This window comes from Pseudomonas sp. GM25 (assembly GCF_000282255.1).
GTDB classification, from domain to species: domain Bacteria; phylum Pseudomonadota; class Gammaproteobacteria; order Pseudomonadales; family Pseudomonadaceae; genus Aquipseudomonas; species Aquipseudomonas aphyarum.
In genome coordinates, this window is record NZ_AKJQ01000038.1 from 68,571 (window position 1) to 94,106 (window position 25,536).

Here is a 25,536-nt window from a genome sequence, read left to right on the forward strand (position 1 = left end):
ATGTCCAGGATCAATTTCAGCAGTCCTCGCGAAGCCGCGCGCGCGTTCACGCCAAAGCTGGCGCAATTCGTCGACTCGACGCTTTATCCGCAAATCTGGAGCGATCCCGCGCTGTCCCCGCGCGACCGTAGCCTGATCACCGTGGCGGCATTGATTGCCGCTGGTCACTCGGAAGAGTTGCCTGCCCACTTACGCCGCGCGGCTGGCAACGGTGTAACCCAAGGCGAACTGGCGGCAGCGATCACGCACCTGGCTTTCTATGTGGGCTTCCCTGGCGCCATCACTGCTTCTGCTATTGCCAACGCCACGTTCAGCGAAACGGAGAACAACTGAATGAAAGCCATCAACATCAGACAATTCGGTGCGCCAGACGTCCTTGAACTCGTCGAAGTCGCCAATCCTGAAGTGCGGCCTGACGACCTGCTGGTACGTGTCTATGCCGCCGGGGTGAACCGTGCGGATCTGACGCATCGAACCGGTGGGTACGGCCATCCGAATTTCGGCGACTCGCTGATCATCGGCCTGGAAATCGCCGGCGAAGTGATCGGGAAAGGTAGCGCGGTGACGGGGTTCGAAGCAGGTGATCGAATCATGGGCGTGGTCGGAGGCGGTGCCTACGCCGAACTGGCACGCATCGATTACCGCATGGCCATGCACATCCCGGCGCAGCTTGACTATGTACACGCGGCGGCTATTCCAGAGGTCTTCGTCACGGCCCATGAAGCGATGATGCATCTGGCTCGGCTCAAGGCCGGCGATTCAGTGTTGATTCATGCGGCCGCCGGCGGCGTCGGGTCTGCCGCGGTGCAGCTGGCTTATGCCACGGGTGCCACGGTGTATGCGACGGCCGAAGGCAGCAAGTTGGCGCGTGTCGAGCATTTGGGCGCTGACGTGGCGATCGACTACAAGACGCAGGATTTCGCTGACGTAATCGCCGCCAAAACCCAGGGTCGCGGCGTCGATGTCATCATCGACTTTATCGGGGCGCCCTATTTCGCACGCAACATCGCATCCCTTGCAAAGGGCGGTCGCCTGGTTCAGGTGGGCATCCTCGGCGCAGGCGGCAACGTGACCGTAGCGCTGGAGGACATTCTTTACCGCCATTTGCAAATCATCGGTACGGTGATGAAGTCGCGTACGCAGCCGGAGAAGCACGACATGATCAAGCGCTTCCGCGAGCACTGGCTTGATCGCTTTGAAGGGGCCGGAAGCCTTGAGCCTGTCGTCGATAGCACGTTTGCGTTATCACGGGCTGCCGATGCTCACCGCCGAATGGAGTCTTCCGAGAACGTCGGGAAAATCATTCTGACGATGCAGCCTGAAGACTTGCTTTGAGTCTGGCCAAAACGGGGTGAAGACGCCTCCTGGAAAAATCGGCAAGACTATTTTGCTAACATCGCGCGCTCCAGCCCAATTGCACGAAGTAAACCGCAGGTATTTACATGTTCGACAGAAGCGATTTCGATCAACTATCGAGTGACCAGCAGATTTGTAGTGCTGCACGAAGTGAATATCGCGGTCTCTACTACGTCACCTATCCAAACGACGCCTTTCGATATTCTGAGTCGCAGGAGACCATCAGAATAACTCGCGCACCCAAACGGCATGGTGAAGACGGACTGAAATTCTGGCTCCAGGCGGAGTACCTGGATTGGCGACCTGAAAGTGACAGCCGTTTCCCGCAACACGTATCCGACGCCAAGTTTGAGAAAATCCCGGAAGCTGTTTTCAATCAGATGATTGTGGATCGGACGATTGATTTGATTGCTCCGCTCAAGCAACCGCTGCATGAGCCGACAGGTTTTGTCGGAGCGTTGTTGATGTACTCAATGAAGACGGATTTCATCGTTTCACTGTTCGCGGAGTATGAAGACGAGTACATCCATTTCCACTGGTACACGATTTCATAAGCTATGGCACCAAGGGCTCACGCGGACGTTTCCGGGGTTTGGAAATGACGAGCCAATAGCGCCAGGCTGTTCACGTGCGCGGACAAAGAGGCCCGCCAGAACGGGCCTCGATTTCCTGCATTTATCGCTACATCGGTTTGACTATTGCAGCCCGCGCCCTGGCGTCGGGACCGATCTTGAACCAGATCGAGTACATCGCGGGCAGGAACACCAGCGTCATGACGGTGCCGACGAGCGTACCGCCAATCAGGGTATAGGCCAACGTCCCCCAGAACACCGAGTGTGTCAGGGGAATGAACGCCAGGATCGCCGCCAGGGCTGTCAACAGTACCGGTCGCGCACGTTGCACCGTGGCTTCGACGACAGCGTGAAACGGATCCAGCCCTTCTTGCACGTTGTGATGGATCTGACCGATCAAAATCAGCGTATTGCGCATCAGGATCCCCGACAGTGCAATCAACCCGACCAACGCATTGATGCCAAACGGCTGATTGAAAATGAGCAGTGTCGGCACCACGCCAATCAAGCCCAACGGCGAGGTCAGGAACACCATGATCATCGCCGAGATCGAACGGACCTGCACAATGATGATGACCAGGGTCATGGCGATCATGATCGGCAACAACGGCAGGATCGCCTTGCCGGCCTTGCCGGACTCTTCGATCGCACCCGCCTGCTCGATCCGGTAACCGGAAGGCAGTTTCTCGATGATCGGCTGCAGTTGCTTCAGCAGCGCACTGGAAACGTCCGGTGGCTGCAAGTCTTCGGCAATGTCGCCGCGCACGGTGATGGTCGGGGTGCGATCACGCCGGCGCAGGATCGGATCCTCCATGCGCACATCGACCTCGCCTATCTGCGACAACGGGACACGCTGCCCCGCCGCACCGACCAAGGTGAAGCCTTCGATTTGCTGAGGATCGAGCCGGATATCGCCCGCTGCCCGCCCCATGACCTGCACAGAACGAATGTCCTCACGCACCGCCGTGATCGGTACTCCGCTGAGCAGGAACTGCAACTGCTGTGCAACCGCAGTCGATGTCAGCCCCACTGCCTGCAGACGATCCTGATCCAAATTGAAATGCAACGACGGAGACAGCGGACCCCAATCAGTGTTCACGGTTCTCATCATCGGGCTGTCCTGCATCACGCCCCGCACCTGCTCGGCGATCACCCGCAACTTGGCCGGATCAGGCCCCATCACCCGGTAGGCCACCGGAAACGGCGAGTAAGGACCAAACACGATTTGAGTTGCCCTGAGACGCGCCTCCGGGGCGAGCCCTTGAGCGACCGCGTCACGAAAACGCAACTTGAGGGTTTCCCGTGCTTCCTGACTGTCGGTCAGTACAACGATCTTGGCGAACGACGGATCGGGCAGTTCCGGCGCCATCGCCAGAAAGAAACGCGGCGCCCCTTGGCCGATATAGGCCGTGACGATTTTTGCCTCATCCTGCTGGCGCAGCCAGGCTTCGACCTTGGCGGCCGTGGCGCTGGTCTGCTCGATGGAGGTGCCGTAGGGCATTTGCACCTCGATCATGACTTCGGGACGGTCTGAGGTCGGGAAGAACTGTTTCTTCACCAGGCCCATGCCTGCCGCCGCCACGAAGAACAGTCCGATAACCATGCCCGCGACCAGCCATTTGCGCGCAATGACCCGAGTCAGAATCCGACGGAAGCGGTTGTATCGCGGCGTGTTGTAGATCGCCGCATGTCCACCGTCCACCGCCTTGATATCCGGCAACAGTTTCACGCCCAGATAAGGGGTGAACGCCACTGCCACGACCCACGAAGCGATGAGAGCTATGCCAACGATCCAGAACATGTTGCTGGTGTATTCGCCGGCCGTGGACTGAGCAAAACCGTTCGGCAAAAAACCGATCGCCGTCACCAGGGTTCCGGACAGCATCGGCGCCGCCGTGTGGCTCCAGGCATAGGCAGAGGCCTTGATGCGATCGTAGCCCTCCTCCATTTTCACCACCATCATTTCAATGGCGATGATCGCGTCATCGACCAGCAGCCCGAGCGCCAGAATCAACGACCCCAGGGTAATACGGTCAAAGTTTTTGCCGGTGGCTGCCATCACCACAAACACGATCGCCAGGGTCAAAGGCACGGCGGCGGCGACCACCACGCCGACACGCCAGCCCATGCTGAGAAAGCAGACGAGCATGACCACCAGCAGCGCGACGAAGAATTTGACCATGAACTCGCCGACGGCAGAGTCGATATTCACAGCCTGGTCGGTGACCTTCGAGAGGCTCATGCCCAGTGGCATTTCCTCATTGATCCTTGCGGTCTCGGCATCCAGCGCCTTGCCCAGATCAAGGCCGTTCCAGCCCTCACGCATCACCACTCCGAGCAACAGCGCCTCTTCGCCGTTATTGCGCACCAGAAAGGTGGCCGGGTCTTCGTAACCGCGTTCGACCGTCGCCACATCAGACAACTTGAGTGTCCGCCCCTGCACGATCACAGGGGTGTCGCGGATTTTTTGCAGCTTGTCGAACGCACCATCGAGGCGCAGAAAAACCTGTGGCCCGCTGGTGTCGATTGATCCGGCCGGGGTCAGTGCGTTCTGACTGTTCAGCGCGGCGAAGATGTCCTGCGGTGACAAGCCCAGGGTCGCCAACCGGTCATGCGAAAAGGAAACAAATATTCGTTCGGCTTGTTCGCCGATGATGTTGACCTTCTTCACCCCCGGCACATGCAACAGGCGCTGGCGCATGGACTCCGCATCGCGGACCAGCAGACGTTGCGGCTCGCCCTTGGCTTTCAGGGCGAACAGCGCAAAGGTCACGTCCGAATACTCGTCGTTGATCATCGGCCCGATGACGCCCGCCGGCAACTTGATCGCTTCATCGTCGAGTTTTTTACGCGCCTGATAGAACTCCTCCTGCACTTGCGCAGGCGGCGTGCTATTGAGCAACGAGACCATCGTGAAAGCGAGCCCTGGCCGCGTATAGGTTTCCGAGCGGTCGTACCATTTGAGTTCTTGCAGGCGCTTTTCCAGTGGCTCCGCGACCTGATCCTGCATCTCCTGTGCGGTCGCCCCCGGCCACGCCGTGATGACGGTCAACTGCTTGACCGTAAACGGAGGATCTTCGGCACGCCCCAACTGGAAGAACGCCAGGATGCCGGCAACGGCGATCAGGAAAATCAGAAAGACCGTAATCGAACGCTCGCGAACGGCGATGGCTGAAAGGTTGAATCGGCCCTCGCTCATGGACGACTCCCGGCAACGATCGTCGCATCAGGCACGGGCATTCTTACTGCTTCACCTTCGCGCAACAGGTGAGCGCCCAGCGCAACAATCTGTTCGCCGACCCGGAGATCGCCGGCTACTCGGGCCGAATCGTCGCTCAACCCCAGCACCTGAACCGGTCGCCAGGTCACGGTTGGCGGTGTACCGGCGATGACCCACACGCCAGGACCTTGACCCGCGTCATAAAGCGCGGCGATGGGCACTTGTAACGACGCGCCAGGTGTCGAACCCTCGGCGATTCTGATGGTGACAGTCGAACCTATCGGCGCATTGGCCAGCGCGCCTTCGAGTACATAGCGGGCCTCGAACGTACGCGTCGTGCGGTCCGCCGAATCCGAAAGCAACCTCAGTTTCGCGGTAACAGCCCCCGAAGCGTCGCCGTATCGCGTGGCTTGAGCGGTGGATCCTGCTGCGGGACGCAACGTCTCGGGCAAGTGCACGATGGCCTCGCGCTGCCCTGCCCGCGCCAGTCGAACCACCGGTTGTCCAGGGCTGACGACTTGTCCGGGTTCGGCGAGTGTTTCCACCACAACGCCGTCGGCATCGGCGACCAGCACCGCATAACCGGAAGCGTTGCGGGCTACGTCCGCTTGCGCTTCAGCAGCGCTGAGTTGCGCCTTGGCGGTATCTGCGGCGGCTTTGATCTGATCGTAGGCCGATGCGGAAATGGCGCCGGCGCTGACCAGAGTGCGATAGCGGGCTTCGTCATCGGCTGTCTGCCTGGCCCGGGCCCGGGCGGCGGTGACCGACTCCTGCTGCGCGCGTGCCTGCAACCCCAGGTCGATGGGGTCGAGCCGCATCAGCGGCTGACCGCGTTTGACGCTCTGCCCCGTGTCAACCAGACGCTCGAGCACCTTGCCCGAAACGCGAAACCCCAGATCGCCCTGAATGCGCGCCGTCACCACTCCCGTGAAGGTGCGAGAACCGTCAGCCGCAGCCTGAACGGCGGTGAACCTGACCAGAGGCGCCTGTGTGCGCGGGTCTGCAACGGATGAGGAATCACCGCACGCCGCCAGGGCGAGTGGCAACAGGCATGCGGCAATGGGGGAAATTCGAAGCCGGCGCATAGGTTCACTTACTGAAATAGGATGATCATCATATTCTCATCTTTGTGACCAATATCGTCAACAGTCACATTAAATGAGGTATTCGACGCTCCAGTTTTATCATTTATGCCGTGATTGACTTTTCAAGCCTTAATTGACACGCTGTGACCATTGCTTAATATGGTCACAAAAATCTCGTTAAGGAACGCCGATGCCTCCCCTGCGCCCGATTGCTCTTTTGGTTAGCGCCAGCCTCATGGCAGGTTGTGCGGTGGGTCCGGATTACCATCGTCCAGACGCCCCGCTTTCAGATCATTACCTGGCGCGGTCTGCTGTCGAACCGCGATCCGGATCTACACCGGACAGCCTTGCCGCCTGGTGGGAAAGCTTTAACGATCCGCTACTGAGCAACCTCATCGACCAGGCCTTGCAGCAGAATCTGGACCTTGCACAGGCATCAGCGCGCGTCACCCAGGCCAAGGCCGGCCTGGGCGTCGCAAATGCAGCACTGCTGCCCTCGGCGAACATCAGCGCACAGGCGGCACGCGCTTATCAGTCCGTCGAGACGCCACTGGGCCAGGTGTTGAATTCAACACCCGGCTATGACCGTTACGGCAATGCCTACGAGGCCAATCTCGAGGCGGGCTGGGAAGTCGATGTCTTTGGCGGACTGCGCCGCGGGCGTGAGGCGGCACTGGCTGAGTATCAGGCCTCAGCAGCCGGTTTCACGGCGACGAGGTTGGCGATCGCTGCGCAAACGGCCGATATCTACATCACCCTGCGCGGATTACAGGCGCGGCTGGACATCGCCAACCGGCAAGTCGATACTCGGCGCGCGTTGCTGGAAAAGGTCCGGTTGCTTTACGGCAAGGGTCTGGCCGCGGAGTATCAGGTGCGCCAGGCCGAGGGTGAGTTGTCGCAAGTCGAGGCGACCGTTCCGGTACTGCAAAGCGGTCTGGAAGCAGCAATGAATGCGATGGACGTACTGCTCGGCACGCCTCCCGGCACTCACCGCACGCAACTGGCACGTGAGGACGAAATTCCCGATGTGCCGTCGCTGACTGCGCTGGGCACACCGGCAGATCTGCTGCGGCGCAGACCGGACCTGATCGTGGCCGAACGCCGCCTTGCGGCCTCTAACGCGCGTATCGGCGAAGCGATTGCCGAGTACTACCCGAAATTTTCTCTCAGCGCCTTGCTGGGCAGCGCGACAGCCGTCTCCGGCGGCAATCTTTTCACTGGTGGCGCAAGCCAGTCTGCCGGTGTCTTGGGTTTGCGCTGGCGGCTTTTCGACTTCGCACGCATCAACGCCCGGATCGATCAGGCCAAAGGTCAGGAATCAGAAGCATTGGCGGCCTATCGCCAGTCGGTACTGCGTGCCACCGAAGATGTAGAGAACGCGGTGTCCTCACTGGTGAATCGGCAAGCCCAGACCACCCCCCTTACCGGCGGCGAAGCCGCGCTGACTCAAGCTCGCCAGTCCTCGTTCACCGCCTATGAAAAAGGCACCGCGAGCCTGATTGATGTCCTGCACGCCGACGAAACACTGTTGCAGGCCTCCGACGCCAGAGCGCAGGCGCGGACGGAATCGGCCCGTGCGGCGGTGGCGGTATTCAAGTCACTTGGTGGTGGCTGGCAACCCACTGAATCACAACCTGTAGCGGCACGCTGAGCAGCACCACCAGATCGCTTTCAGGTCAGGGCATCAGGCTGCGCAGAATGAGGTTCGAGGTCAGCGTGGGCGCTACCTCGATAAAATCGAGATTGTGCTGCAGCAGCAACGGGTTGACGAAGGGACGCAGAGCCAGATGAATCGCCTCGACGGTCTCGTCCAGCGGAGTCTTGCGCTCGAACTCTCCGAGCTCTCGCCCTTCACGCACGATGTCGAAAATAAAGCGCTTGATCTGCTCCTCATACACCTGAGCACTTGGCCAACGCTCCGCTGCCGAGAATGCCGCGATGTCGTAAAGCTTGCGATCATTGAAGAACAGGTCCACACCCGTGGCAATCACGGTCTTCACCAGCCGGCGTAAACGCTCGGTCGGCGAAATCGCCTCTGCGTTAACAGCCTGTTCGACCGCTGCAACCATTTGCCCCAGACAATTTGAGCAGATCGCTTCGCCGATCGCCTGCTTGGAATCAAAGAATTTATAGATGTACGCCTTGGAAAAACCGATGGCCCTGGCCAGATCGGAAACCGTGGTTTTGCCATAGCCGTATTGGCTGAAGTGTTCATTGGCTGCCGCGACGATCTGATCACGAATGTCGTGATCGACTGGGCCACGTGGGCCGGGCGAAGATATGGATAGCTGATTCATGGGCGTAGCTTACTCAGCCTGTCGAGGTCTTACAAATCGTGACCAACAGAGTACATATTTCACGAAAAACCGGCTGGCTGAAAACGGGCTGACGTTCAAGTCATCGAACAGGGCGGATCAGTCCTTCTACAAGGTTTCTACTTCATCGACCGGCAACACCGGCAATGAAGCAAACATTTCGGCGCGGCATACCTCAAGGATTTCATCCGCCAGGGCGGAATCATCCGGGCAGGCGCGTGACAGGATGATTGCGCCGAGCGCACGCGACAGCAGGTCGATCATTTTCTTTCTCCCCTCGCCCTCCCCAGCATCCGGCCCTGTCGGATATTTTTCCCCCAGAGTTTGCAGGGTGCGTTCAATGCCTTCGGCAAACGTTGCTTTCACATCGTCCGACTGACGCGCCGCGTCGCCACACAGTGCGGCCATCGTGCAACCGCTGCCGCGTCCGTCGCGATGTTCTCTGTTCACATAGACGTTGATGAAACCGGGAACATCGAGCGCCTGGGCGCCGGTCAACGATTTGCCGAGACTGCAGGCCGAAGCTTCGGCCATCAGGTCGGCCTTCGACCCGAAATGCTTGTAGAAGCCCCCATGGGTGAAACCGGCAGCCGCCATGAGATCCGCCACACCGACGCCGTCAAAGCCACGCTCACGGAACAGCTCTGAGGCCGTCTCGACGATGTGTTCTCGATTGGCCTGCGCCTGGGCCTTGGTCACTCTCACGTGCAATACCTCGTGTTCAGCGGGATTTCCTGCGTCCGATGATACATAGATGTTGGCCATAATCAAAACTGTTGACAGTTTAGATTTCGATCATCATCCTAATTTCACACCCACCGATCTCCATTCACGGGCACGGAAGATTCATCAGATGACCAAGCAGACTCTGTTCACCCCTTACACCCTGGGCAGTCTCACGCTGTCGAACCGCGTAGTTCTCGCGCCGCTGACACGCAACCGCGCAGGCCAGGGCTTTGTCCCCAGCGAATTCGCGGCCGTCTATTACACCCAGCGCGCCAGCGCCGGTTTGCTGATCAGTGAAGCTACACAGATTTCCCGACAGGGCCAGGGTTATCAGGACACACCCGGGATCTACACCCAGGCGCAAATCGATGGTTGGCGCGCAGTCACCGATGCCGTCCACGCTAAGGGCGGAAAAATCTTCCTGCAGTTGTGGCATGTCGGCCGCGTCTCACACGTTGACCTGCAAGAAAACGGCGCCGCACCGGTGGCCCCTTCTGCGCTGCGTGCCGCGACCAAAGTGTTCGTCAACAACCGCTTTGAAGACGTCTCCGAACCCCGCGCCCTGGAAACCAGCGAACTGCCGGGGATCGTCTCCGATTTCCGCCAGGCCGCGGCCAACGCGGTCGCCGCCGGGTTCGACGGCGTGGAGATTCACGGTGCAAACGGCTACTTGCTGGATCAATTTCTCAAAGACAACGCCAATCTGCGCACCGACGCTTACGGCGGTTCGATTGAAAATCGTGCACGTCTGTTGCTCGAAGTGACGGCGGCCGTCATCAATGAGATCGGCGCGGATCGCACCGGTGTGCGTCTGTCTCCCGTGTCGCCGGCCAACGGCGTATCCAGCAGCGATCCGCAGGCGCAATTCAATTACGTCGTCGAGCAACTCGACGCCCTCGGTGTGGTTTATCTGCACATGGTCGAAGGCGCGACCGGCGGCCCGCGCGACGTGGCCCCTTTCGATTTCGGGGCCCTGCGCCAACGCTTCAAAAACACCTATATCGCCAACAACGGCTATGACCTGGACCTGGCGAACGCGCGGCTCGCCGAAGACCAGGCCGACCTGATCGCCTTCGGTCGACCGTTCATTGGCAACCCGGATCTGGTGGAGCGCCTCAAGCAGGGCGCGCCGCTGTCCGCGTTCAATCCCGCCACCCTCTACGGCGGCGGCGCGGCGGGCTACATCGACTACCCGACTCTTGCTGAATCGAGCGTCAGCGCAAGCTGAGCGCGTTCCGTTTCTCACCTCCTGAAAAAGAGATACCCCATGAGCACTCGCCCTACTGTTCTCATCACCGGCGCCTCCACCGGCATTGGCGCCGTCTATGCCGAACGCTTCGCCAGACGTGGCCACGATCTGGTACTGGTCGCCCGCGATCAGGCTCGCCTGGACGCACTCGCAGCGCGCTTGCGCAGCGAGCACGACGTCGCCGTCGATGTCATCCCGGCGGACCTGACCCAACTCGCCGATCTGACCACCGTTGAAAGCCGCCTGCGCGACGACGCCCGCATCGGCATTCTCGTCAATAACGCCGGCGCTGCGCTGTCCGGCCACTTCGTCGATCAAAGCACCGACAGCGTTGCGCAACTGGTTGCCCTCAACACCACGGCGCTGGTGCGGCTCGCCAGCGCCATCGCCCCACGCCTGGCCAAGGCCGGCGATGGTGCGATCATCAACATCGGTTCGGTGGTGGGTCTGGCGCCGGAGTTCGGCATGACGGTCTACGGTGCGACCAAGGCCTTTGTGCTGTTCCTTTCCCAGGGCCTGAGCCTGGAGCTTTCGCCTCAGGGCGTCTACGTGCAGGCCGTGTTGCCCGCCGCCACCCGCACGGAAATCTGGGATCGCTCCGGCGTCGACATCAATACCCTGAGTGAAATCATGGAAGTGGGTGATCTGGTGGATGCCGCACTGGTCGGCTTCGATCGTCGCGAACCTGTGACCATCCCGCCGCTGCACGAAGCGGAGCGCTGGGATGACCTGCAGGGCGCACGCCAGGGCCTGCTGGGGCAAATCCGCCAGTCTGCGGTCGCCCAACGCTACCAGACGCCACAGTGATTTTTTGCTAGCGAGCATTCGCGGCAGATTCGATGCAGGCACCTGGCATTGCATCGAATCCTGCCCGCTGGCCGGAGTGACAATGAGTTCAATACAGACAAATTCCCGCTCGGGTTCGCCGACGTCATTCATCGACGCGGCGAACCAGTCGATCACGGTCAACGGCATTCCCTTCGCCTATCGCGACACTGGGCCCGCAACCGGCATGCCCCTGGTACTGTTCAACCATTGGGGCGCGGTACTGGACAACTTCGACCCCGCGATCATCGATGGCCTGGCGCAAACCAGACGCGTCATCACCACCGACTATCGCGGCATCGGCAACTCGGGTGGAACCGCGCCACTGACGGTGGGCGAAATGGCCGACGATGCCATCCAGCTGATCAGGGCGCTGGGGCTGAAAACCGTGGATGTGCTCGGTTTCTCCCTCGGAGGTTTCGTCGCTCAGGACATTGCCCTCAAGGCGCCTGACTTGGTACGCCGGTTGATTCTGACCGGTACTGGACCGGCGGGCGGCACCGGCATAGACAAGGTCGGCACAGTTTCATGGCCATTGATCCTCAAAGGTTTGCTGACCCTGCGCGATCCCAAGTTCTACCTTTTCTTCACCTCGTCGGCCAATGGGCGACGGTCTGCCTCGCAGTATTTAAGACGCCTCAAGGCACGCAAGAAAAATCGCGACAAGGGCCCGACGCCCCGCGCTTTCCTGCGGCAATTGAAAGCCATCACCGCGTGGGGCAGACAACCGCAACAAGCGCTTGGACGCTTGCGCACGCCGACGCTGGTCGTCAACGGCGACAACGACATCATGGTGCCCAGCGTTAACTCGTTTGAACTGGCGGGGCTTATCCCCAACGCACAGTTGGTGATTTTTGAGGATGCCGGGCACGGTGGGATTTTCCAGCATCACGCCGACTTTGTGGCCAAGGCGCAGGCGTTTCTCGATGCTTGACCACGTCACGCAGCAACACCGCAACCCACCGACTACCCTCCGTACAACCAGCAAGAGCCGCACCACGATGAAAGCATTTCTGATTGATGGCTATGGCAAGAATCCCGGACGCATTGGCGAAGCGCCCGCCCCTGCAGTCGGTGCCCACGACGTCTTGATCGAGGTCCATGCGAGCAGCGTCAACGTGCTGGATTCGAAGATCAGCAAAGGCGACTTCAAGCTGATTCTGCCCTATGCCTTTCCGTTGATATTGGGCAATGACCTGGCGGGGGTTGTGGTTGAAGTCGGCCCGCAGGTGACACGCTTCAAACCGGGAGACGAGGTATACGCTCGCCCGCCCGAAGCGCGGATCGGGACGTTCGCCCAATTGATCGCCGTGAACGAAAACGCGGTCGCCCTGAAACCCGCCAATACCGACATGGCCCAAGCCGCATCCCTGCCCTTGGTTGCACTGACCGCCTGGCAAGTACTGGTTGAAACCGCCCGGCTGCAAAAGGGCCAGAAAGTGCTGATTCACGCGGGTTCCGGCGGCGTCGGCACAATTGCGATTCAGCTTGCCAAACACCTCGGTGCGTTTGTCGCCACAACTACCAGCACCGCCAATGTCGAATGGGTCAAAGCGCTGGGGGCCGATCTAGTCATCGACTATAAACAGCAGAACTTCGAAAATGTGCTGCGTGACTACGACGTGGTGCTGAACAGCCTTGGCGCCGACGTGCTGGAGAAATCACTCGCGGTCCTGAAACCCGGTGGTCAACTCATTTCCATCTCGGGCCCACCCACTGTGCAGTTCGCGAGGGAGCAAGGATTGTCCTGGCCATTGCAGCAAGTCATGCGACTGCTGAGTCTTGGCATTCGTCGCAAAGCGCGCAAGCAGGATGTCAGCTACGCGTTCGTGTTCATGCGGGCCAATGGCGCTCAACTGCAACACATCACCGCGCTCGTGGAGGACGGGATCATCAAACCAGTGGTTGATCGTTCCTTCCCCTTTGAATCAACGGCTGAAGCATTGAAGTACGTTGAGCAGGGACGCGCCAAGGGCAAGGTCGTTGTTTCTCTCAAATGACCACGCCGCCTACTCATGAGTCGACCATAGAAACTGCACAGCTTTTACTGCTTGAGCGCTCATCATCCGAAGTGATTTCGCCAGAGGTGCAGGAACAGCAAGCGCCGCAACCGGATGTTGCGCGGGTTGAACCGCCCGTTATCGTTTGGCGCAGTTTGATGCTTGAGCCATAAGGCGAAACCGGTTGCAGGTGATCTCGTCAGGCTGTCGCGTTCGGCTCGACAAGATGAACTTCCGTGGCATTGCGTCCGGCCAGCCAGGCCAACACAGACGCGGCGACCAGGACAGCGGCGCTAAGCTCGAAGGTGGCTTTGTAGCCGCTCAAATCAAAGGCCAGACCGCCAATGATTGCACCGCCGGCGATCGCCAGTTGGACGATGGCCACCAGCAAGCCGCCTCCGGCTTCCGCATCATCCGGGAGCGTCTGCGCCAGCCACGTCCACCAGCCAACCGGCGCGGCCGTGGCGACCAGCCCCCAGATTCCGAGCAACACGGCGGTCAGCTCCGGTGATTTGCCGAAGCTGACCAACGCCAGCGCGATGGCCGCCATGATCAGTGGAATGGCAGTCAGCGTGCGGTAGAGGCCGCGACCCATAAACCGTTCGATCAGAAAGGTGCCGATAAAACCTGCCACTCCAAGCCCCAGCAGCATGAAGGACAAGGTTGAGACACTGACGCCAGTCACGCCTTCAAGAAAGGGCCGTAGATAGGTGAACAGCATGAACTGCCCCATGAAAAAGACACTCACGGCGACCATGCCCAAGGCCACTGGCAATTGCTTCATCAGACGCAGAACGTTGCCGCTACCTGCCTGGCGTTCGGCCTTGAAGGACGGCAGGCTGATCAGCAGCCACACGGCGGCAAGCACCGCGACCGGAACCACACAGAAGAATGCACCGCGCCAGCCGATCAACGAGCCGAGAAAGCTGCCCGCCGGAGCGGCGATGACCGTGGCCAATGCGTTACCGCCATTGACGATGGCCAGCGCACGGGAAACCTGTTCAGGCTTCACCAGGCGCATTGCGGTCGCCGCCGACAGTGACCAGAAACCACCGATCGCAATCCCGATCAAGGCACGTCCAAACATGAATGACGGGTAGCCCGGAGCGAGCGCGACAACCGTTCCGGAGACGATCATCAGCAAGGTCAGGCCCAGCAGAAGCTGCTTGCGTTCGATGCGAGCGGCGACCGAGGCGATCAACAAACTGGTGATCAAGGCAAAAACACCGGACACGGAAATCCCCTGCCCGGCCTGGCCTTCGGTGATCTGCAGATCTGCCGCAATCGGCGTCAGCAGGCTGACGGGCATGAACTCGGAAGCGACCAGAGCGAATGCGGCCAGCGACATCGCCAGCACGGCGCTCCAGCCGCCTGTTCTTTTAGAAGGATCTGTAGAAGGAAACGTCATGGGAACTACCTGTGGTGCGAAAAACGTGTGGGGGGGGTGATGCGCAGGGGCAAACAGTTTGTCGCCTATCCGGGCAGTGCCCCTGTAACAGATAGACACATTCTCCCGGTCAGTCCGGTGCTTCCCTAGCGCATTCCTCTTGAATGCTTGCCTGATCCTCTGGCGATGCAGGGTCATGGATAGGAAACGTCGCGCGCGCGCATTAGAGTTCGGTCAAAGGAGCGAGCCCACATGATCCCGACCCCTCTGTCCCAGGAATCACCTTTGGCACGGCACATCGACCCGCGTGTGAACGCGCCGGGTGACTTCGCCACGTCGATACCCGGGCTGTCGCTGTTTCGTCGCGACCAGCCGGCGCCTCCCGTTGTGTGCATGATCGAGCCCAGCCTGATTTTCGTGGGCCGCGGCGAAAAGCGCCTGTGGGTGGGCGGTGAGGGTTACAGCTATGACCCGTCGCAGTTTCTGGTCACGTCGCTGGACCTGCCCGCCAACTCCGAAGTGATGCTCGCCAGTTCCGGACAGCCCTGCGTCGGCCTCGTATTGAAACTGGATGTCAGCATGCTTGCCGAGGTCATTACCAAGAGCGGCTTGCCCGCGAAACGCCAGCCATCAACGGGTACGGGCGCTGCGATTGGCAGCCTGTCGTCAGCTTTGGAGGACGCGCTCGATCGCCTGCTGGCATTGCTCGATGAACCCGAGGCGATCCCGGTCCTGGCACCGCTGATTCTGCGCGAGATCCACTATCGGCTGCTCCATACCGACCAAGGCCCGCGGCTGCGGCAGATCACTGCCGTCGACGGTCAGGGTTATCGCATCGCCAAGGCGATCGACTGGCTCAAGGTCAACTACACCGATGCCCTGCGCATCGATGATTTGGCCGCGCGGGTGCAGATGAGCGCGCCGACTTTTCACCATCATTTCCGCCAGCTCACCGGCATGAGTCCGCTGCAGTACCAGAAATGGCTGCGGCTCAACGAAGCCCGGCGGCTGATGCTGGTCGAGCGCCTGGACGTGTCGCGGGCGGCGTTTGCGGTCGGCTATGAAAGTCCTTCGCAGTTCAGCCGCGAATATGGCCGCCTGTTCGGCACCGCGCCGAGTCGCGACATGGCTCTTTTGCGCGGGCAGCCCTTCGAGGCAGAAGCGCTCGGCACAGTCGCGAATTGAACGAAAACCGGTGATGCGCCTCGCCGCATGTCACCGCTCATAACAATGCACGTCAACCGATGATCAGCGGGTGAATCATGGAACTACGAATCAACCAGAAGACCTATCAGGTCGATGCCGACGCCGATACGCCCTTGCTGTGGGTGATCCGCGATGATCTGGGCATGACCGGCACCAAGTACGGCTGCGGGCTGGCGCAATGCGGCGCCTGCTCGGTGCTGGTGGACGGCAATGTGGTGCGTTCCTGCGTCACGCCGGTGGCGGGTGTGGTTGGCCGCGAGGTCACCACCATTGAAGCCATCGAAAGCGATGACGTGGGCAAACGAGTGGTCTCGACCTGGGTCGATCTGCAGGTCGCCCAGTGCGGCTACTGCCAGTCCGGGCAGGTAATGGCCGCCACCGCGCTGCTCAAGCAGAACCCCAAACCGAGTGATGCGCAGATCGAGGCGGCGATGGTCAATCTGTGCCGCTGCGGTACTTACAACGCCATTCATGCCGCCGTGCATGAGCTTGCCGGCAAGGGAGAAGCGTAATGGACGTTCGGATCAACCCTTCACTGCAAGCCTCAGCACTGGATCTGCATGAACCGATCAATGTGTCGCGCAGACGTTTTCTGACCGGTACCGCCGTCGGCGCACTGGTGCTCGGCTTCGGTCTGCCACTCGGTGTGACACGGGTACAAGCGGCAGCGGCAGCGACTGCCGAGCGCGGCACACAGGTCCCGGCGTTTCTCGAGATCCGCCCGGACAATCGGGTGCGCCTGCTCTGCCCGTTCATGGAAGGCGGACAAGGGACGTTCACTGCGATGGCGCAGATCGTCGGTGAAGAACTGGATGCCGACCCGGCAACCTTCCTGGTCGAAGCAGCGCCGCCCGGAGAAGCCTACGTAGTGATGGAAAACGGCATGCGCATCACCGGCGGCAGTATGTCGGTGCGCATGAGCTATCCGGTGATGCGCCGCCTCGGCGCCCTCGCCCGCGCCATGTTGTTGCAGGCGGGCGCGCAGCAACTCGGCGTGCCGGTAAGTGAATTGACCACCGAGCCTGGCAAAGTCGTGCACGCCAAGTCGGGCCGCTCGCTGGCCTACGGTGAACTGGCCGAGCGCGCGATGGATCTCCCGGTTCCCGACCCTGCCTCTGTAAAGCTGCGCGATCCGAGTCAGTTCCGCTGGATCGGCAAACCGGTGAAGCGTCTCGATGCCTATGACAAGTCCACGGGCAAGGCGCTGTACAGCATCGATCTGAAAGTCGACGACATGCTCCATGCTGCTGTTCAACATGCGCCGCGTCTGGGCATGACCGTGGGCAACCTGCGCAACGAAGACCAGGTCAAGGCAATGAAAGGCGTGCATTCCGTGCATCGTCTGCCCGGCGCCGTGGCGGTCGTTGCCGAGCGCTGGTGGCACGCCAAACGTGCGGTCGAGGCGATCCAGGTCGACTGGCAAGAGCCAAAGGCCGATAGCAAAGTGCGGCCGATGCCCGCCGACTTTTCCAGCGATGCCTGGTTCAAGCGCCTCGCCGAAGACAAGGGCCCGGCCAAAGATGATGAAAACGAAGGCGACGTGGCTGCGATGCTCAAGGGAAGCAAAACCCTGATCGATGCCACTTACCATAACCAGTATTTGAACCACGGCCAACTGGAGCCTCCGTCGGCATTGGCTCGATTCAATCCGGACGGTTCGCTGGAAGTCTGGCTGCCGAATCAGGCGCCGGACATGTTCCGTGCCGACATCGCCAAACGCACGGGCCTCGATCTTTCGCGCATCACCTTGCACTCACCGCTGCTGGGAGGGTTCTTCGGCCGGCATTTTCTCTACGACTCGGCCAGTCCCTACCCTCAGGCGATCACGCTGGCGAAAGCGGTTGGCCGTCCCGTCAAACTGATCTGGAGTCGCGAAGAAGAGTTCCTGCGTGATGTGCTCCGTCCGGTTGCCGCAGTGAATTTCCGTGGCGCTCTGGACGCCGACGGCTGGCCGCTGGCAATCGAAGCGATAAGTGCCACCGAAGGCCCGACCGAAGCCCTCGCCGGCAAGCAAGGTGAAAAGCTCGACCCGACGGCGCTTGAAGGCTTGTCGGGCAAGTCCTACGCGATCCCCAACAAGCGCATCGCGCAGATCTACGTCAAAGGCCCGGCCATGCTCGGTTACTGGCGCTCGGTGGGTAATTCGCTCAACGACTTCTTCTATGAATCGTTCCTTGATGAGCTGGCCGACAAGGGCGGCAAAGACCCATTCGAGCTGCGCCTGCATTTGCTGCGTGAGAACAAACGGCTGACCACGTTGTTGCAAGCAGTGGGTGAATTGTCGGGCGGCTGGAAGCGCGGCCCGTTTACCGCCGAAGACGGCAGCCGACGTGCGCGAGGGGTGGCCATGGCTTCGCCGTTCGGTACCGAGACGGCGGTGATCGCCGAGGTGTCCATCGAGAACGGCCAGGTCAAGGTGCATGACATCTGGCAAGCGATTGATCCGGGCAGCATCGTCAACCCGGCGATTGTCGAGGCTCAGGTGAATGGTGCCGTGGCGTTGGGACTGTCGCAAACGCTGGTGGAGGAAGCCGTGTGGGTGGATGGCAAACCCCGGGCGCGCAACTACGACTTGTATCCGATCCTGCCGCCTGCGCGGATGGCACGGGTTCATGTGCGTGTGGTCGAGAGCGGGGAAAAAATGGGTGGCATCGGTGAACCGCCATTGCCTGCGGTCGCGCCCGCTGTCGCTAACGCGGTGGCAGCGCTAACCGGTCAGCGGGTGCGCAGCCTGCCCCTGAGCCGACACACCTTCACCTGATCAGCGCCGGAGCGTTCATGAATAACAGCCGATTCGCAAGAACCGCTGGCTGGCTGGCCGTGCCGTGTCTGGTCGCGGCAGGCCTGCTGGCCTGGTATGTCACCCGCGAGCCCGTCTCGCGCCTGGAAAACCACCAGATCGCCGTGGCCGACATCGACCCGGCATTGGTTGCTCGGGGCGAATACGTCGCCAGGTTGAGTGATTGCGTGGCCTGTCACAGCGTGCCGGATGGCGCGCCGTTCGCCGGTGGGCTGGAAATGGCCACACCGCTGGGCGCGATCCATGCGACCAATATCACCCCGGACACGGAAACCGGAATCGGCCACTACAGCTTGGCGGACTTCGACCGTGCCGTGCGCCACGGCGTAGCTCCCAACAGTCGCCGGTTATACCCGGCGATGCCCTACCCGTCCTATGCCAAGCTCAGTGACGATGACGTGCGTGCGCTGTATGCGTTCTTCATGAAAGGCGTGGCGCCGGTCAAACAGGCGAACATCCCGAGTGCGATTCCGTTTCCGCTGAACCTGCGTTGGCCGATTGCACTGTGGAACGGTGTGTTTGTCGACGCCGAGCCCTACGTAGCCAAACCGTCGCAGGATGAACGATGGAACCGCGGCGCTTATCTCGTGCAGGGCGCCGGGCACTGTGGCAGTTGCCACACGCCGCGCAGCCTGGCGTTCAACGAGAAGGCACTGGATGAGTCCGGCAAACCATACCTCGCTGGCGCCTTGCTCGATGGCTGGTACGCACCGAGCCTGCGCGATGACCACAACACCGGGCTGGGCCGCTGGAGCGAGCAAGAGATCGTGCAGTTCCTCAAGACCGGTCGCAACCAGCACGCGGTGGTCTACGGCTCGATGACCGAGGCGTTCAACAACTCCACGCAGTTCATGAGCGATGATGATCTGACCGCGATTGCCCACTACCTGAAGTCGCTTCCCGGCGATCGTGAACGGGATGGCGCACCCTGGCAGTACCAAGCGGTTTCGGCAGCGCAACGTCTGGACTCGCCCGGTGCGCATACCTACGTGACGCGCTGTGCGTCTTGCCACGGTCTGGACGGCAAGGGTCAATCGCAATGGATGCCGCCGCTGGCCGGCGCGACGTCTGCACTGGCCAAGGAAAGTGCCTCGGCGATCAACATCACCCTCAATGGCGCGCAACGTGTGGTGGCGGCTGGCGTGCCGGATGCCTATCGCATGCCGGCCTTCCGTGAGCAGCTGTCGGATCAGCAGATCGCCGAAGTGCTGACCTTCATGCGCAGCACCTGGGGCAACCACGGCAGTGCCGTTGATGCGCAGACGGTGGGCAAGCTACGTGAGCACACCGATCCGGCCAGCAGCAGTCCGATCATCCTGCAGATGCGCTAGAGGAGAGATTGATAAAACATCGACTTGCGGGTCCCGCGCACGGCGCGGGACTGGCTAGCCGCCGGCGAGCGCGCCTTGCCCCCAGACTGCTCAGTGTGGACTGGCGGTCGGGCGAACCACAATCTCACTCACATCAACATCGTCAGGCTGCTCGATGGCATAGGCGAGCGCTCGCGCAATGGCGTCTGCATTGAGTGCCACACGACGGAAGGCTTTCATTTCCTCGCGTGCCACCTCATCGGAAATCGTATCGGCCAGTTCGGACTCGACCACACCCGGGCACACCACGGTCACCCGGATCTTGTCCGTTTCCTGGCGCAAGCCATCCGAGATAGCCCTGACTGCGAATTTGGTCGCGCAGTAGACCGCAGCGGTCGGAGAAACCGCCAGGCCACCAATGGACGAGATATTGATGACCTGCCCGAAGCCCTGCGCCTGCATGTCCGGCAAGACGGCGGCAATACCGTGCAGCACACCGCGAACGTTGACATCGAGCATCTGGTTCCATTCATCGACCTTCAACGAAGCCAGCGGAGACAAAGGCATCACCCCCGCGTTGTTGATGATCACATCGACCTTGCCATGTTGCGTCTTGGCGAATGCCACGAAGGCGTGCATCGATTGCAGATCCGTAACGTCCAGTGCGCAGGCACTTGCGGAGCCCCCTGCGGCCTGGATCTCGCTGACCAGTTTGTCCAGACGCTCGGTACGGCGGGCGCCGAGAACCACATGCGCGCCTTTGGCAGCAATCAACCTGGCCGCTGCTTCGCCAATACCACTGCTTGCACCGGTAATCAGGACGACTTTGTTTTGAATGTTCGACATATCCGTAGCTCCTGCTGTCTGCATTGAAGTTCAGCACCGACCGCTGAAGACGCGTTCGTTACTGCGGGGTACGTCGAAAAGATTAAGGGCACGAGCCTCGTCGACGCGTGCCGAAACCTGCGCAACTTTTGCCTATTCGTGTCTGTGTGCATCGCCTGCAAACCTGAAACGCAGCGGCGCTCAAGCCCCACGGAACTCGCTAGGCGTTACGCCCACTTCACGCCGAAAGATCTGAGAGAAGTGACTGGGGCTTGAGTAGCCGACTTCCAGTCCGACATCGATGACGTTAAGGCGGGTTTTCAGCAACAGGTGCCGCGCGCGAGCCATGCGCAAGCGAATGAAGTACTGCGACGGCGAAAGCCCCGTCGCCCGCTTGAACAGGCGGCTGAAGTGGTACTCGCTCAGCTCGGCAAGACTGGCCAGTTTGGCCAGGCTGAATTCAGCGCTCAGATGCGCGCTCATGGCGTCCGTGACTTTGCGCAATTTGTAGGCTTGCAAGGCATTGACCCGACGCCCGGGCTGGCCTTCATCGAGATAGCTGCGCACCAGATGCACGGCCAGCGCCTGTGCCAGCGAGCGGGCGAAAAGAGCGCTGGGCGAGCGTTCCAGAAGCAGTTCGGTGCGCAATTGCTCCATCACAAATGCGACGCGCTCGTCCCGTGCCCCTGAAACATCGCGCAAACGCACAGACCCTGCGTGCTGACCCGACAGCTCTCGAGACGCTTGCTCGATCAGCGGCAGCCCGAGATAAAGATGCATGACTTCGAAGGTATCGCCTCCGTGCGTCTGCCAGCGCATTTCATACGGCTCATCGGAACTGGTAAGGAAAAAATCGCCGGCACTGACCTGCGCAGTTTCCCACTCGCCACCCAATGCGCGCTCCTCCACCCTGGCCGCCCCGGCCAGAACCAGAACGAGCAACGGCTCCACCACTGCAGGCACGAGAATGGGTTCGGTAACACTGCGATGGGTGAACAGCTGAATCACAACATCCGTGATTTCCGGGCGCGAGGGTAACGCCTGCGGTTCGCCTGGCAGGAACTCAGCCATCGACTCGCCGGTGATGCGCAAGTCTCGAGAAGATGTCGACATCTGTTCCTGGGAGGTACGCCCGGTATTTGCCATGAACTCGTCCTTTTCAGATTCGGCTGTGCCAAGCCCGACAGGTCTTGGATGCTTGCCCGCACGCCGCGTCAGCAGACCGGCTCGATGATATCGGGCTTTTGCCGTGGATTGAATCGAGCACCGAACCTTCCTCACTGACATTCAGCGCAAAACCCCGACAGCGCGGGCAATCCCACGAAAGCCGACTTCGCTTCGCTGCGAGACAGTGGGCCTGTCGCCGATGACAGCGCCTCGCCGGCGCCAACACGGCTTGTCGCTACTCGATCAAATCGCTGGAGAACATCATGAACGACTTCAAGAACAGCACCCCAAACGAAGTGGCCGGTAAAGTTGCGCTGGTCACTGGCGCGGCCAGTGGCATCGGCAAGGCCATCGCACTGCTGCTGCATGCCCGCGGCGCCCAGGTCATTGCTGAAGATATAAACCCTGAGGTTGAAGCGCTGGCCCGCCCAGGCCTGATCCCCCTGGTGGCAGACATCACTCAGGACGGAGCAGCCGAACGCGCGGTCGCCCTGGCCGTCGAGCAATTCGGTCGGCTGGACATTCTCGTCAACAACGCCGGCATCATCATCAACAAACTGGTCATCGACATGACCCGCGAAGACTGGGAACGCATTCAGGCGGTCAACGCCACGGCGGCCTTTTTGCATAGCCGGGAGGCGGTCAAAGCGATGATGCCCAACAAGTCCGGATCGATCGTCAACATCGCGTCCTACGCTTCCTATTTCGCCTTCCCCACCATTGCCGCCTACACCGCTTCCAAAGGCGCGCTGGCCCAATTGACGCGCACCCTGGCGCTTGAGGTCATTGGCCACGGCATCCGCGTCAACGCTGTCGGTGTCGGCGATGTGGTGACCAACATCCTCAACAATGTGGTCGACGACGGCCCTGCCTTTCTCGCCCAACATGGCGAAGCGGCGCCGATCGGCCGCGCCGCCCAACCGGAAGAAATCGCCGAAGTGGTCGCGTTCATCGCCTCGGATCGGGCCAGCTTCATGGTCGGTTCGGTGGTCATGGCCGACGGCGGGATGACGGTCACGGCCGGCTGAGCCGCAGCAAAAACGCGCCGCACGGCATGCCCGACCAGCTCGAGAGGATCAGGCAAATCTGCGGCAGTTTCGTCCTAACACCGCTGCGCTCGGCTACGTAATCTGAAAGCACGCAACGGATGCACACACAGGCCACGGCAGGCCGTTCAGATGAACAACGTCAATGAGGACTGAACAATGAAAAACGCAAAACGGCTTTCCCTTTCACTGTTGATCGGCGCGATGGTGGCCTGCGCGATCAACCTTTCCTCGACCGGCCTGTACCTGGCCGCTGACGGATCTGACCGAACTCCCGGCATGCGCGTGAGTGAAGGCGGCAGTGACCGCACACCAGGGTTCCGGGTTGCCGAAGACGGTGCTGATCGCACGGCTTTGGGACGTATCGGCTGAGTCTGAAAATAGAGGAGAAAAGCTGATGAAAAATGCCAGACAAACCACTCAGGATCATCGTTACGCAGGCATGTGGGTCACCGCGGATGGATTCATCTGTCATGAGCTTCTGACGACTGGTCGTTACGACGAGGCCCGTGGTAAAAACAAGAGCGCCTATCAGGGCCGCTACGAACTGGTTGGTGATTACATCCAGTACTGGGACGACACCGGCTTCACCGCTGATGGCCACTTTCATGACGACGTGCTGTATCACGCCGGAATGATCCTGTATCGGCAATGAGTACTTTCATGATGTCGGGTGAATATCGTCTGCCCGGGCAGTTCCGGGCAGACGCTCATGAACACTTGTGAGAGCCTTGAAATGGAACAGAGCGATGCTTTCATCCTTCAGAACACCGCCATCTACCGTGACGAACTGGTTCGCCTGCTGACGCAACGGTTTACCACACCCGGGATCTATGAGACCGCCATAGCTCCGCTGCATGTGATTCGTTTCGATGCACCTTCGGAGCTGATCCATACCGTGCACAAACCGGCACTTTGCCTGATCGTCCAAGGACAAAAAGAAATCAGCCTGGGTGATGATCATTACCTCTACGACCCGCTCAGTTACCTGGTGGTCTCGGTGACGCTCCCGGTTGCCGGGCGCGTGCTGAAGGCCAGTCCGGAATCGCCCTACCTGTGTATCCGGTTCGATTTCGAGGCCACGGAAATTGCGCAGGTCATCGCCGACGCTCCGCCCTCGGGCGTACCGGACGAGCCGGAATTGGGCCTTTTCCTTGAAAGGGTCGATGTGCCCCTGCTGGAAACCATGCTTCGACTGGTCCGACTGCTGGACACCCCGAAAGACATCGGCATGCTGGCACCTCTGGCCCTGCGGGAGCTGTATTACCGCCTTCTACGCGGCATGCACGGCCGTCGTCTGTATGAGCTTGCCCTCGGCGACTCGCAAACACGTCGGGTTACGCGGGCAATCGATTGGTTGAATAACCACTACACCCAACCCTTGCGCATCGAAGAACTCGCCCGGGTCGCCAATTTGGGCAACTCCACATTGCATCATCGCTTCAAGGCAGTGACGGCCATGAGCCCGCTGCAATATCAGAAACAACTGCGCCTGCAGGAAGCCCGCCGTCTGTTGCTCGGCGAAGGGCTGGACGTGGCGAGCGCCTGTTATCGTGTGGGCTACGAAAGCCCGTCGCAATTCAGCCGGGAATACAGTCGCCAGTTTGGCTGCCCACCTTCCAAAGATGCCAGCCGCACGCGTCGCACTGGGTAAATCCCGCACTTTGACGCAGACGCGGGGAACGGTTATCCGCCCGGATCGCGAAAGAGGCAGGCAGACGCAAGCCTGCCCTATTGCGCAATGCACAGCGACCTCTGTACGCCATCAATGCGTATCGCCACGTGATAAACGACAGGAACCAATGGCCTGCCGCGTCCCCGATGTCCAGGCCAGGCTACAGAGCGATACAAAAACGCCGCTGCACGACACATCCCGGGTACATGCCAATGCAAAAGTGTGAGCCATCGGAACCTTCACTGTCCTACATCAACCATCACTCAGGCAGGTATTTCCATGATCAATCAAATCGACACCGTGCTGTACACCGGCAAGACTCGCACCACTGGCGGGCGCGATGGCGCGTCGCGCAGTTCGGACGGCAACCTGGACATCAAGCTCTCGCCACCCGGTTCAAATGGCAGCGGCACCAATCCGGAACAGCTGTTGGCAGCCGGTTGGTCGGCCTGCTTCATCGGCGCCATGGGCAAAGCAGCCGCGGCACAGAAGATCAGGCTTCCGGCGGATGTGGCGGTCGAAACCGAAATCGATCTGGGCAAGGCCGGCGATGCATTCTTTCTTCAGGCGCGCTTGAGTGTCAGCCTGCCGGGGCTGGAGCCTTCGGTTGCTCAAGCGCTGGTGGACGCTGCGCATCAGACCTGTCCTTACTCAAAGGCCACTCGCGGCAACATCGACGTAAACCTGCGGTTGATCTGAATCAACCCTGTTTGATCCTGCAAACCGCCCGATGCACGGCTTCGGGCGGTTTTTTTTACAGGGTTGGAGCGAT

Annotated in this window: 24 protein-coding genes; 17 read left to right on the forward strand and 7 right to left on the reverse strand. The window is 60.5% G+C overall.

The genetic code is table 11. The features are described 5' to 3' along the window. The 3 genes from PMI24_RS14530 to PMI24_RS14540 all read left to right on the forward strand — a co-directional run bounded on the left by PMI24_RS14530 (window position 1) and on the right by PMI24_RS14540 (window position 1,910). Entirely contained in the window at window positions 1–333 is a 333-nt protein-coding gene (locus tag PMI24_RS14530; protein WP_007955131.1) for a carboxymuconolactone decarboxylase family protein, read from the forward strand. Further along, the gene (locus PMI24_RS14535; RefSeq protein ID WP_007955134.1) at window positions 334–1,335 is read left to right on the forward strand and encodes an NAD(P)H-quinone oxidoreductase; all 1,002 of its coding nucleotides are present in this window, start codon (window positions 334–336) and stop codon (window positions 1,333–1,335) included. Between the two features lie 107 nt (window positions 1,336–1,442). Beyond that, window positions 1,443–1,910 (forward strand): hypothetical protein, encoded by a 468-nt coding sequence (locus tag PMI24_RS14540; RefSeq protein ID WP_007955136.1) that lies wholly within the window; start codon window positions 1,443–1,445, stop codon window positions 1,908–1,910. A 127-nt stretch (window positions 1,911–2,037) separates the two neighbouring features. On the opposite strand, the gene PMI24_RS14545 is transcribed toward PMI24_RS14540, so the two are convergent. Both PMI24_RS14545 and PMI24_RS14550 read right to left on the reverse strand, forming a co-directional pair. Further along, window positions 2,038–5,127: an efflux RND transporter permease subunit gene (locus PMI24_RS14545; protein ID WP_007955138.1), complete on the reverse strand. Its 3,090-nt coding sequence runs from the start codon at window positions 5,125–5,127 to the stop codon at window positions 2,038–2,040. Next, a complete protein-coding gene (locus PMI24_RS14550) occupies window positions 5,124–6,233 on the reverse strand; it encodes an efflux RND transporter periplasmic adaptor subunit (RefSeq protein ID WP_007955139.1) in 1,110 nt (369 codons plus the stop codon). Before PMI24_RS14550 ends, PMI24_RS14545 begins: the two co-directional genes overlap by 4 nt. A gap of 190 nt (window positions 6,234–6,423) precedes the next feature. Here PMI24_RS14550 and PMI24_RS14555 point away from each other — a divergent pair, with 190 nt between their 5' ends. After that, a complete protein-coding gene (locus PMI24_RS14555; RefSeq protein ID WP_007955140.1) occupies window positions 6,424–7,884 on the forward strand; it encodes an efflux transporter outer membrane subunit in 1,461 nt (486 codons plus the stop codon). A 25-nt stretch (window positions 7,885–7,909) separates the two neighbouring features. On the opposite strand, the gene PMI24_RS14560 is transcribed toward PMI24_RS14555, so the two are convergent. Both PMI24_RS14560 and PMI24_RS14565 read right to left on the reverse strand, forming a co-directional pair. Further along, the gene (locus PMI24_RS14560; protein ID WP_007955142.1) at window positions 7,910–8,530 is read right to left on the reverse strand and encodes a TetR/AcrR family transcriptional regulator; all 621 of its coding nucleotides are present in this window, start codon (window positions 8,528–8,530) and stop codon (window positions 7,910–7,912) included. Window positions 8,531–8,656: 126 nt separating this feature from the next. Further along, window positions 8,657–9,253 carry a TetR/AcrR family transcriptional regulator gene (locus PMI24_RS14565; RefSeq protein WP_007955146.1) on the reverse strand — a complete coding sequence of 199 codons (597 nt, stop codon included), beginning with the start codon at window positions 9,251–9,253 and terminating at the stop codon, window positions 8,657–8,659. Window positions 9,254–9,401: 148 nt separating this feature from the next. Here PMI24_RS14565 and PMI24_RS14570 point away from each other — a divergent pair, with 148 nt between their 5' ends. The 4 genes from PMI24_RS14570 to PMI24_RS14585 all read left to right on the forward strand — a co-directional run bounded on the left by PMI24_RS14570 (window position 9,402) and on the right by PMI24_RS14585 (window position 13,348). After that, complete coding sequence (locus PMI24_RS14570; RefSeq protein WP_007955149.1) at window positions 9,402–10,502, forward strand: alkene reductase; 1,101 nt, start codon at window positions 9,402–9,404, stop codon at window positions 10,500–10,502. Between the two features lie 39 nt (window positions 10,503–10,541). Further along, window positions 10,542–11,330 (forward strand): SDR family NAD(P)-dependent oxidoreductase, encoded by a 789-nt coding sequence (locus tag PMI24_RS14575; RefSeq protein ID WP_007955151.1) that lies wholly within the window; start codon window positions 10,542–10,544, stop codon window positions 11,328–11,330. Between the two features lie 82 nt (window positions 11,331–11,412). Then, a complete protein-coding gene (locus tag PMI24_RS14580) occupies window positions 11,413–12,282 on the forward strand; it encodes an alpha/beta fold hydrolase (RefSeq protein ID WP_007955154.1) in 870 nt (289 codons plus the stop codon). Between the two features lie 67 nt (window positions 12,283–12,349). Next, a complete protein-coding gene (locus PMI24_RS14585; RefSeq protein WP_007955164.1) occupies window positions 12,350–13,348 on the forward strand; it encodes an NADP-dependent oxidoreductase in 999 nt (332 codons plus the stop codon). A 199-nt stretch (window positions 13,349–13,547) separates the two neighbouring features. On the opposite strand, the gene PMI24_RS14590 is transcribed toward PMI24_RS14585, so the two are convergent. After that, on the reverse strand, window positions 13,548–14,756 hold the full coding sequence (locus PMI24_RS14590) for an MFS transporter (protein ID WP_007955166.1): 1,209 nt from the start codon (window positions 14,754–14,756) through the stop codon (window positions 13,548–13,550). A 231-nt stretch (window positions 14,757–14,987) separates the two neighbouring features. Between PMI24_RS14590 and PMI24_RS14595 the strand changes: the two genes are divergently transcribed. From PMI24_RS14595 to PMI24_RS14610, 4 genes are all read left to right on the forward strand, one after another. Beyond that, complete coding sequence (locus PMI24_RS14595; protein ID WP_007955168.1) at window positions 14,988–15,920, forward strand: AraC family transcriptional regulator; 933 nt, start codon at window positions 14,988–14,990, stop codon at window positions 15,918–15,920. Between the two features lie 77 nt (window positions 15,921–15,997). Beyond that, window positions 15,998–16,453 carry a (2Fe-2S)-binding protein gene (locus PMI24_RS14600; RefSeq protein ID WP_007955170.1) on the forward strand — a complete coding sequence of 152 codons (456 nt, stop codon included), beginning with the start codon at window positions 15,998–16,000 and terminating at the stop codon, window positions 16,451–16,453. Next, window positions 16,453–18,702: a xanthine dehydrogenase family protein molybdopterin-binding subunit gene (locus PMI24_RS14605; RefSeq protein WP_007955172.1), complete on the forward strand. Its 2,250-nt coding sequence runs from the start codon at window positions 16,453–16,455 to the stop codon at window positions 18,700–18,702. The genes PMI24_RS14600 and PMI24_RS14605 overlap by 1 nt, the downstream gene beginning before the upstream one ends. Window positions 18,703–18,719: 17 nt before the next feature. Continuing rightward, window positions 18,720–20,072 (forward strand): c-type cytochrome, encoded by a 1,353-nt coding sequence (locus tag PMI24_RS14610; RefSeq protein ID WP_007955174.1) that lies wholly within the window; start codon window positions 18,720–18,722, stop codon window positions 20,070–20,072. Between the two features lie 90 nt (window positions 20,073–20,162). Here PMI24_RS14610 and PMI24_RS14615 read toward each other — a convergent pair whose 3' ends face one another. Together PMI24_RS14615 and PMI24_RS14620 are read right to left on the reverse strand one after the other, a co-directional pair. Continuing rightward, on the reverse strand, window positions 20,163–20,897 hold the full coding sequence (locus tag PMI24_RS14615; protein WP_007955175.1) for an SDR family oxidoreductase: 735 nt from the start codon (window positions 20,895–20,897) through the stop codon (window positions 20,163–20,165). Window positions 20,898–21,077: 180 nt separating this feature from the next. Then, complete coding sequence (locus PMI24_RS14620; RefSeq protein WP_007955176.1) at window positions 21,078–22,022, reverse strand: helix-turn-helix domain-containing protein; 945 nt, start codon at window positions 22,020–22,022, stop codon at window positions 21,078–21,080. A 284-nt stretch (window positions 22,023–22,306) separates the two neighbouring features. Between PMI24_RS14620 and PMI24_RS14625 the strand changes: the two genes are divergently transcribed. The 5 genes from PMI24_RS14625 to PMI24_RS14645 all read left to right on the forward strand — a co-directional run bounded on the left by PMI24_RS14625 (window position 22,307) and on the right by PMI24_RS14645 (window position 25,463). Then, the gene (locus tag PMI24_RS14625; protein ID WP_007955177.1) at window positions 22,307–23,071 is read left to right on the forward strand and encodes an SDR family NAD(P)-dependent oxidoreductase; all 765 of its coding nucleotides are present in this window, start codon (window positions 22,307–22,309) and stop codon (window positions 23,069–23,071) included. 177 nt (window positions 23,072–23,248) lie between these two features. Continuing rightward, complete coding sequence (locus PMI24_RS14630) at window positions 23,249–23,461, forward strand: hypothetical protein (RefSeq protein WP_007955178.1); 213 nt, start codon at window positions 23,249–23,251, stop codon at window positions 23,459–23,461. A 25-nt stretch (window positions 23,462–23,486) separates the two neighbouring features. Next, window positions 23,487–23,744, forward strand: a complete 258-nt coding sequence (locus PMI24_RS14635; protein WP_045121757.1) for an Atu4866 domain-containing protein — start codon at window positions 23,487–23,489, stop codon at window positions 23,742–23,744. 81 nt (window positions 23,745–23,825) lie between these two features. Then, window positions 23,826–24,743, forward strand: a complete 918-nt coding sequence (locus PMI24_RS14640; RefSeq protein ID WP_007955179.1) for an AraC family transcriptional regulator — start codon at window positions 23,826–23,828, stop codon at window positions 24,741–24,743. Window positions 24,744–25,043: 300 nt separating this feature from the next. Then, window positions 25,044–25,463, forward strand: coding sequence for an organic hydroperoxide resistance protein (locus PMI24_RS14645; RefSeq protein WP_007955180.1), 420 nt, complete (start codon window positions 25,044–25,046; stop codon window positions 25,461–25,463). Window positions 25,464–25,536: the final 73 nt, after the last annotated feature.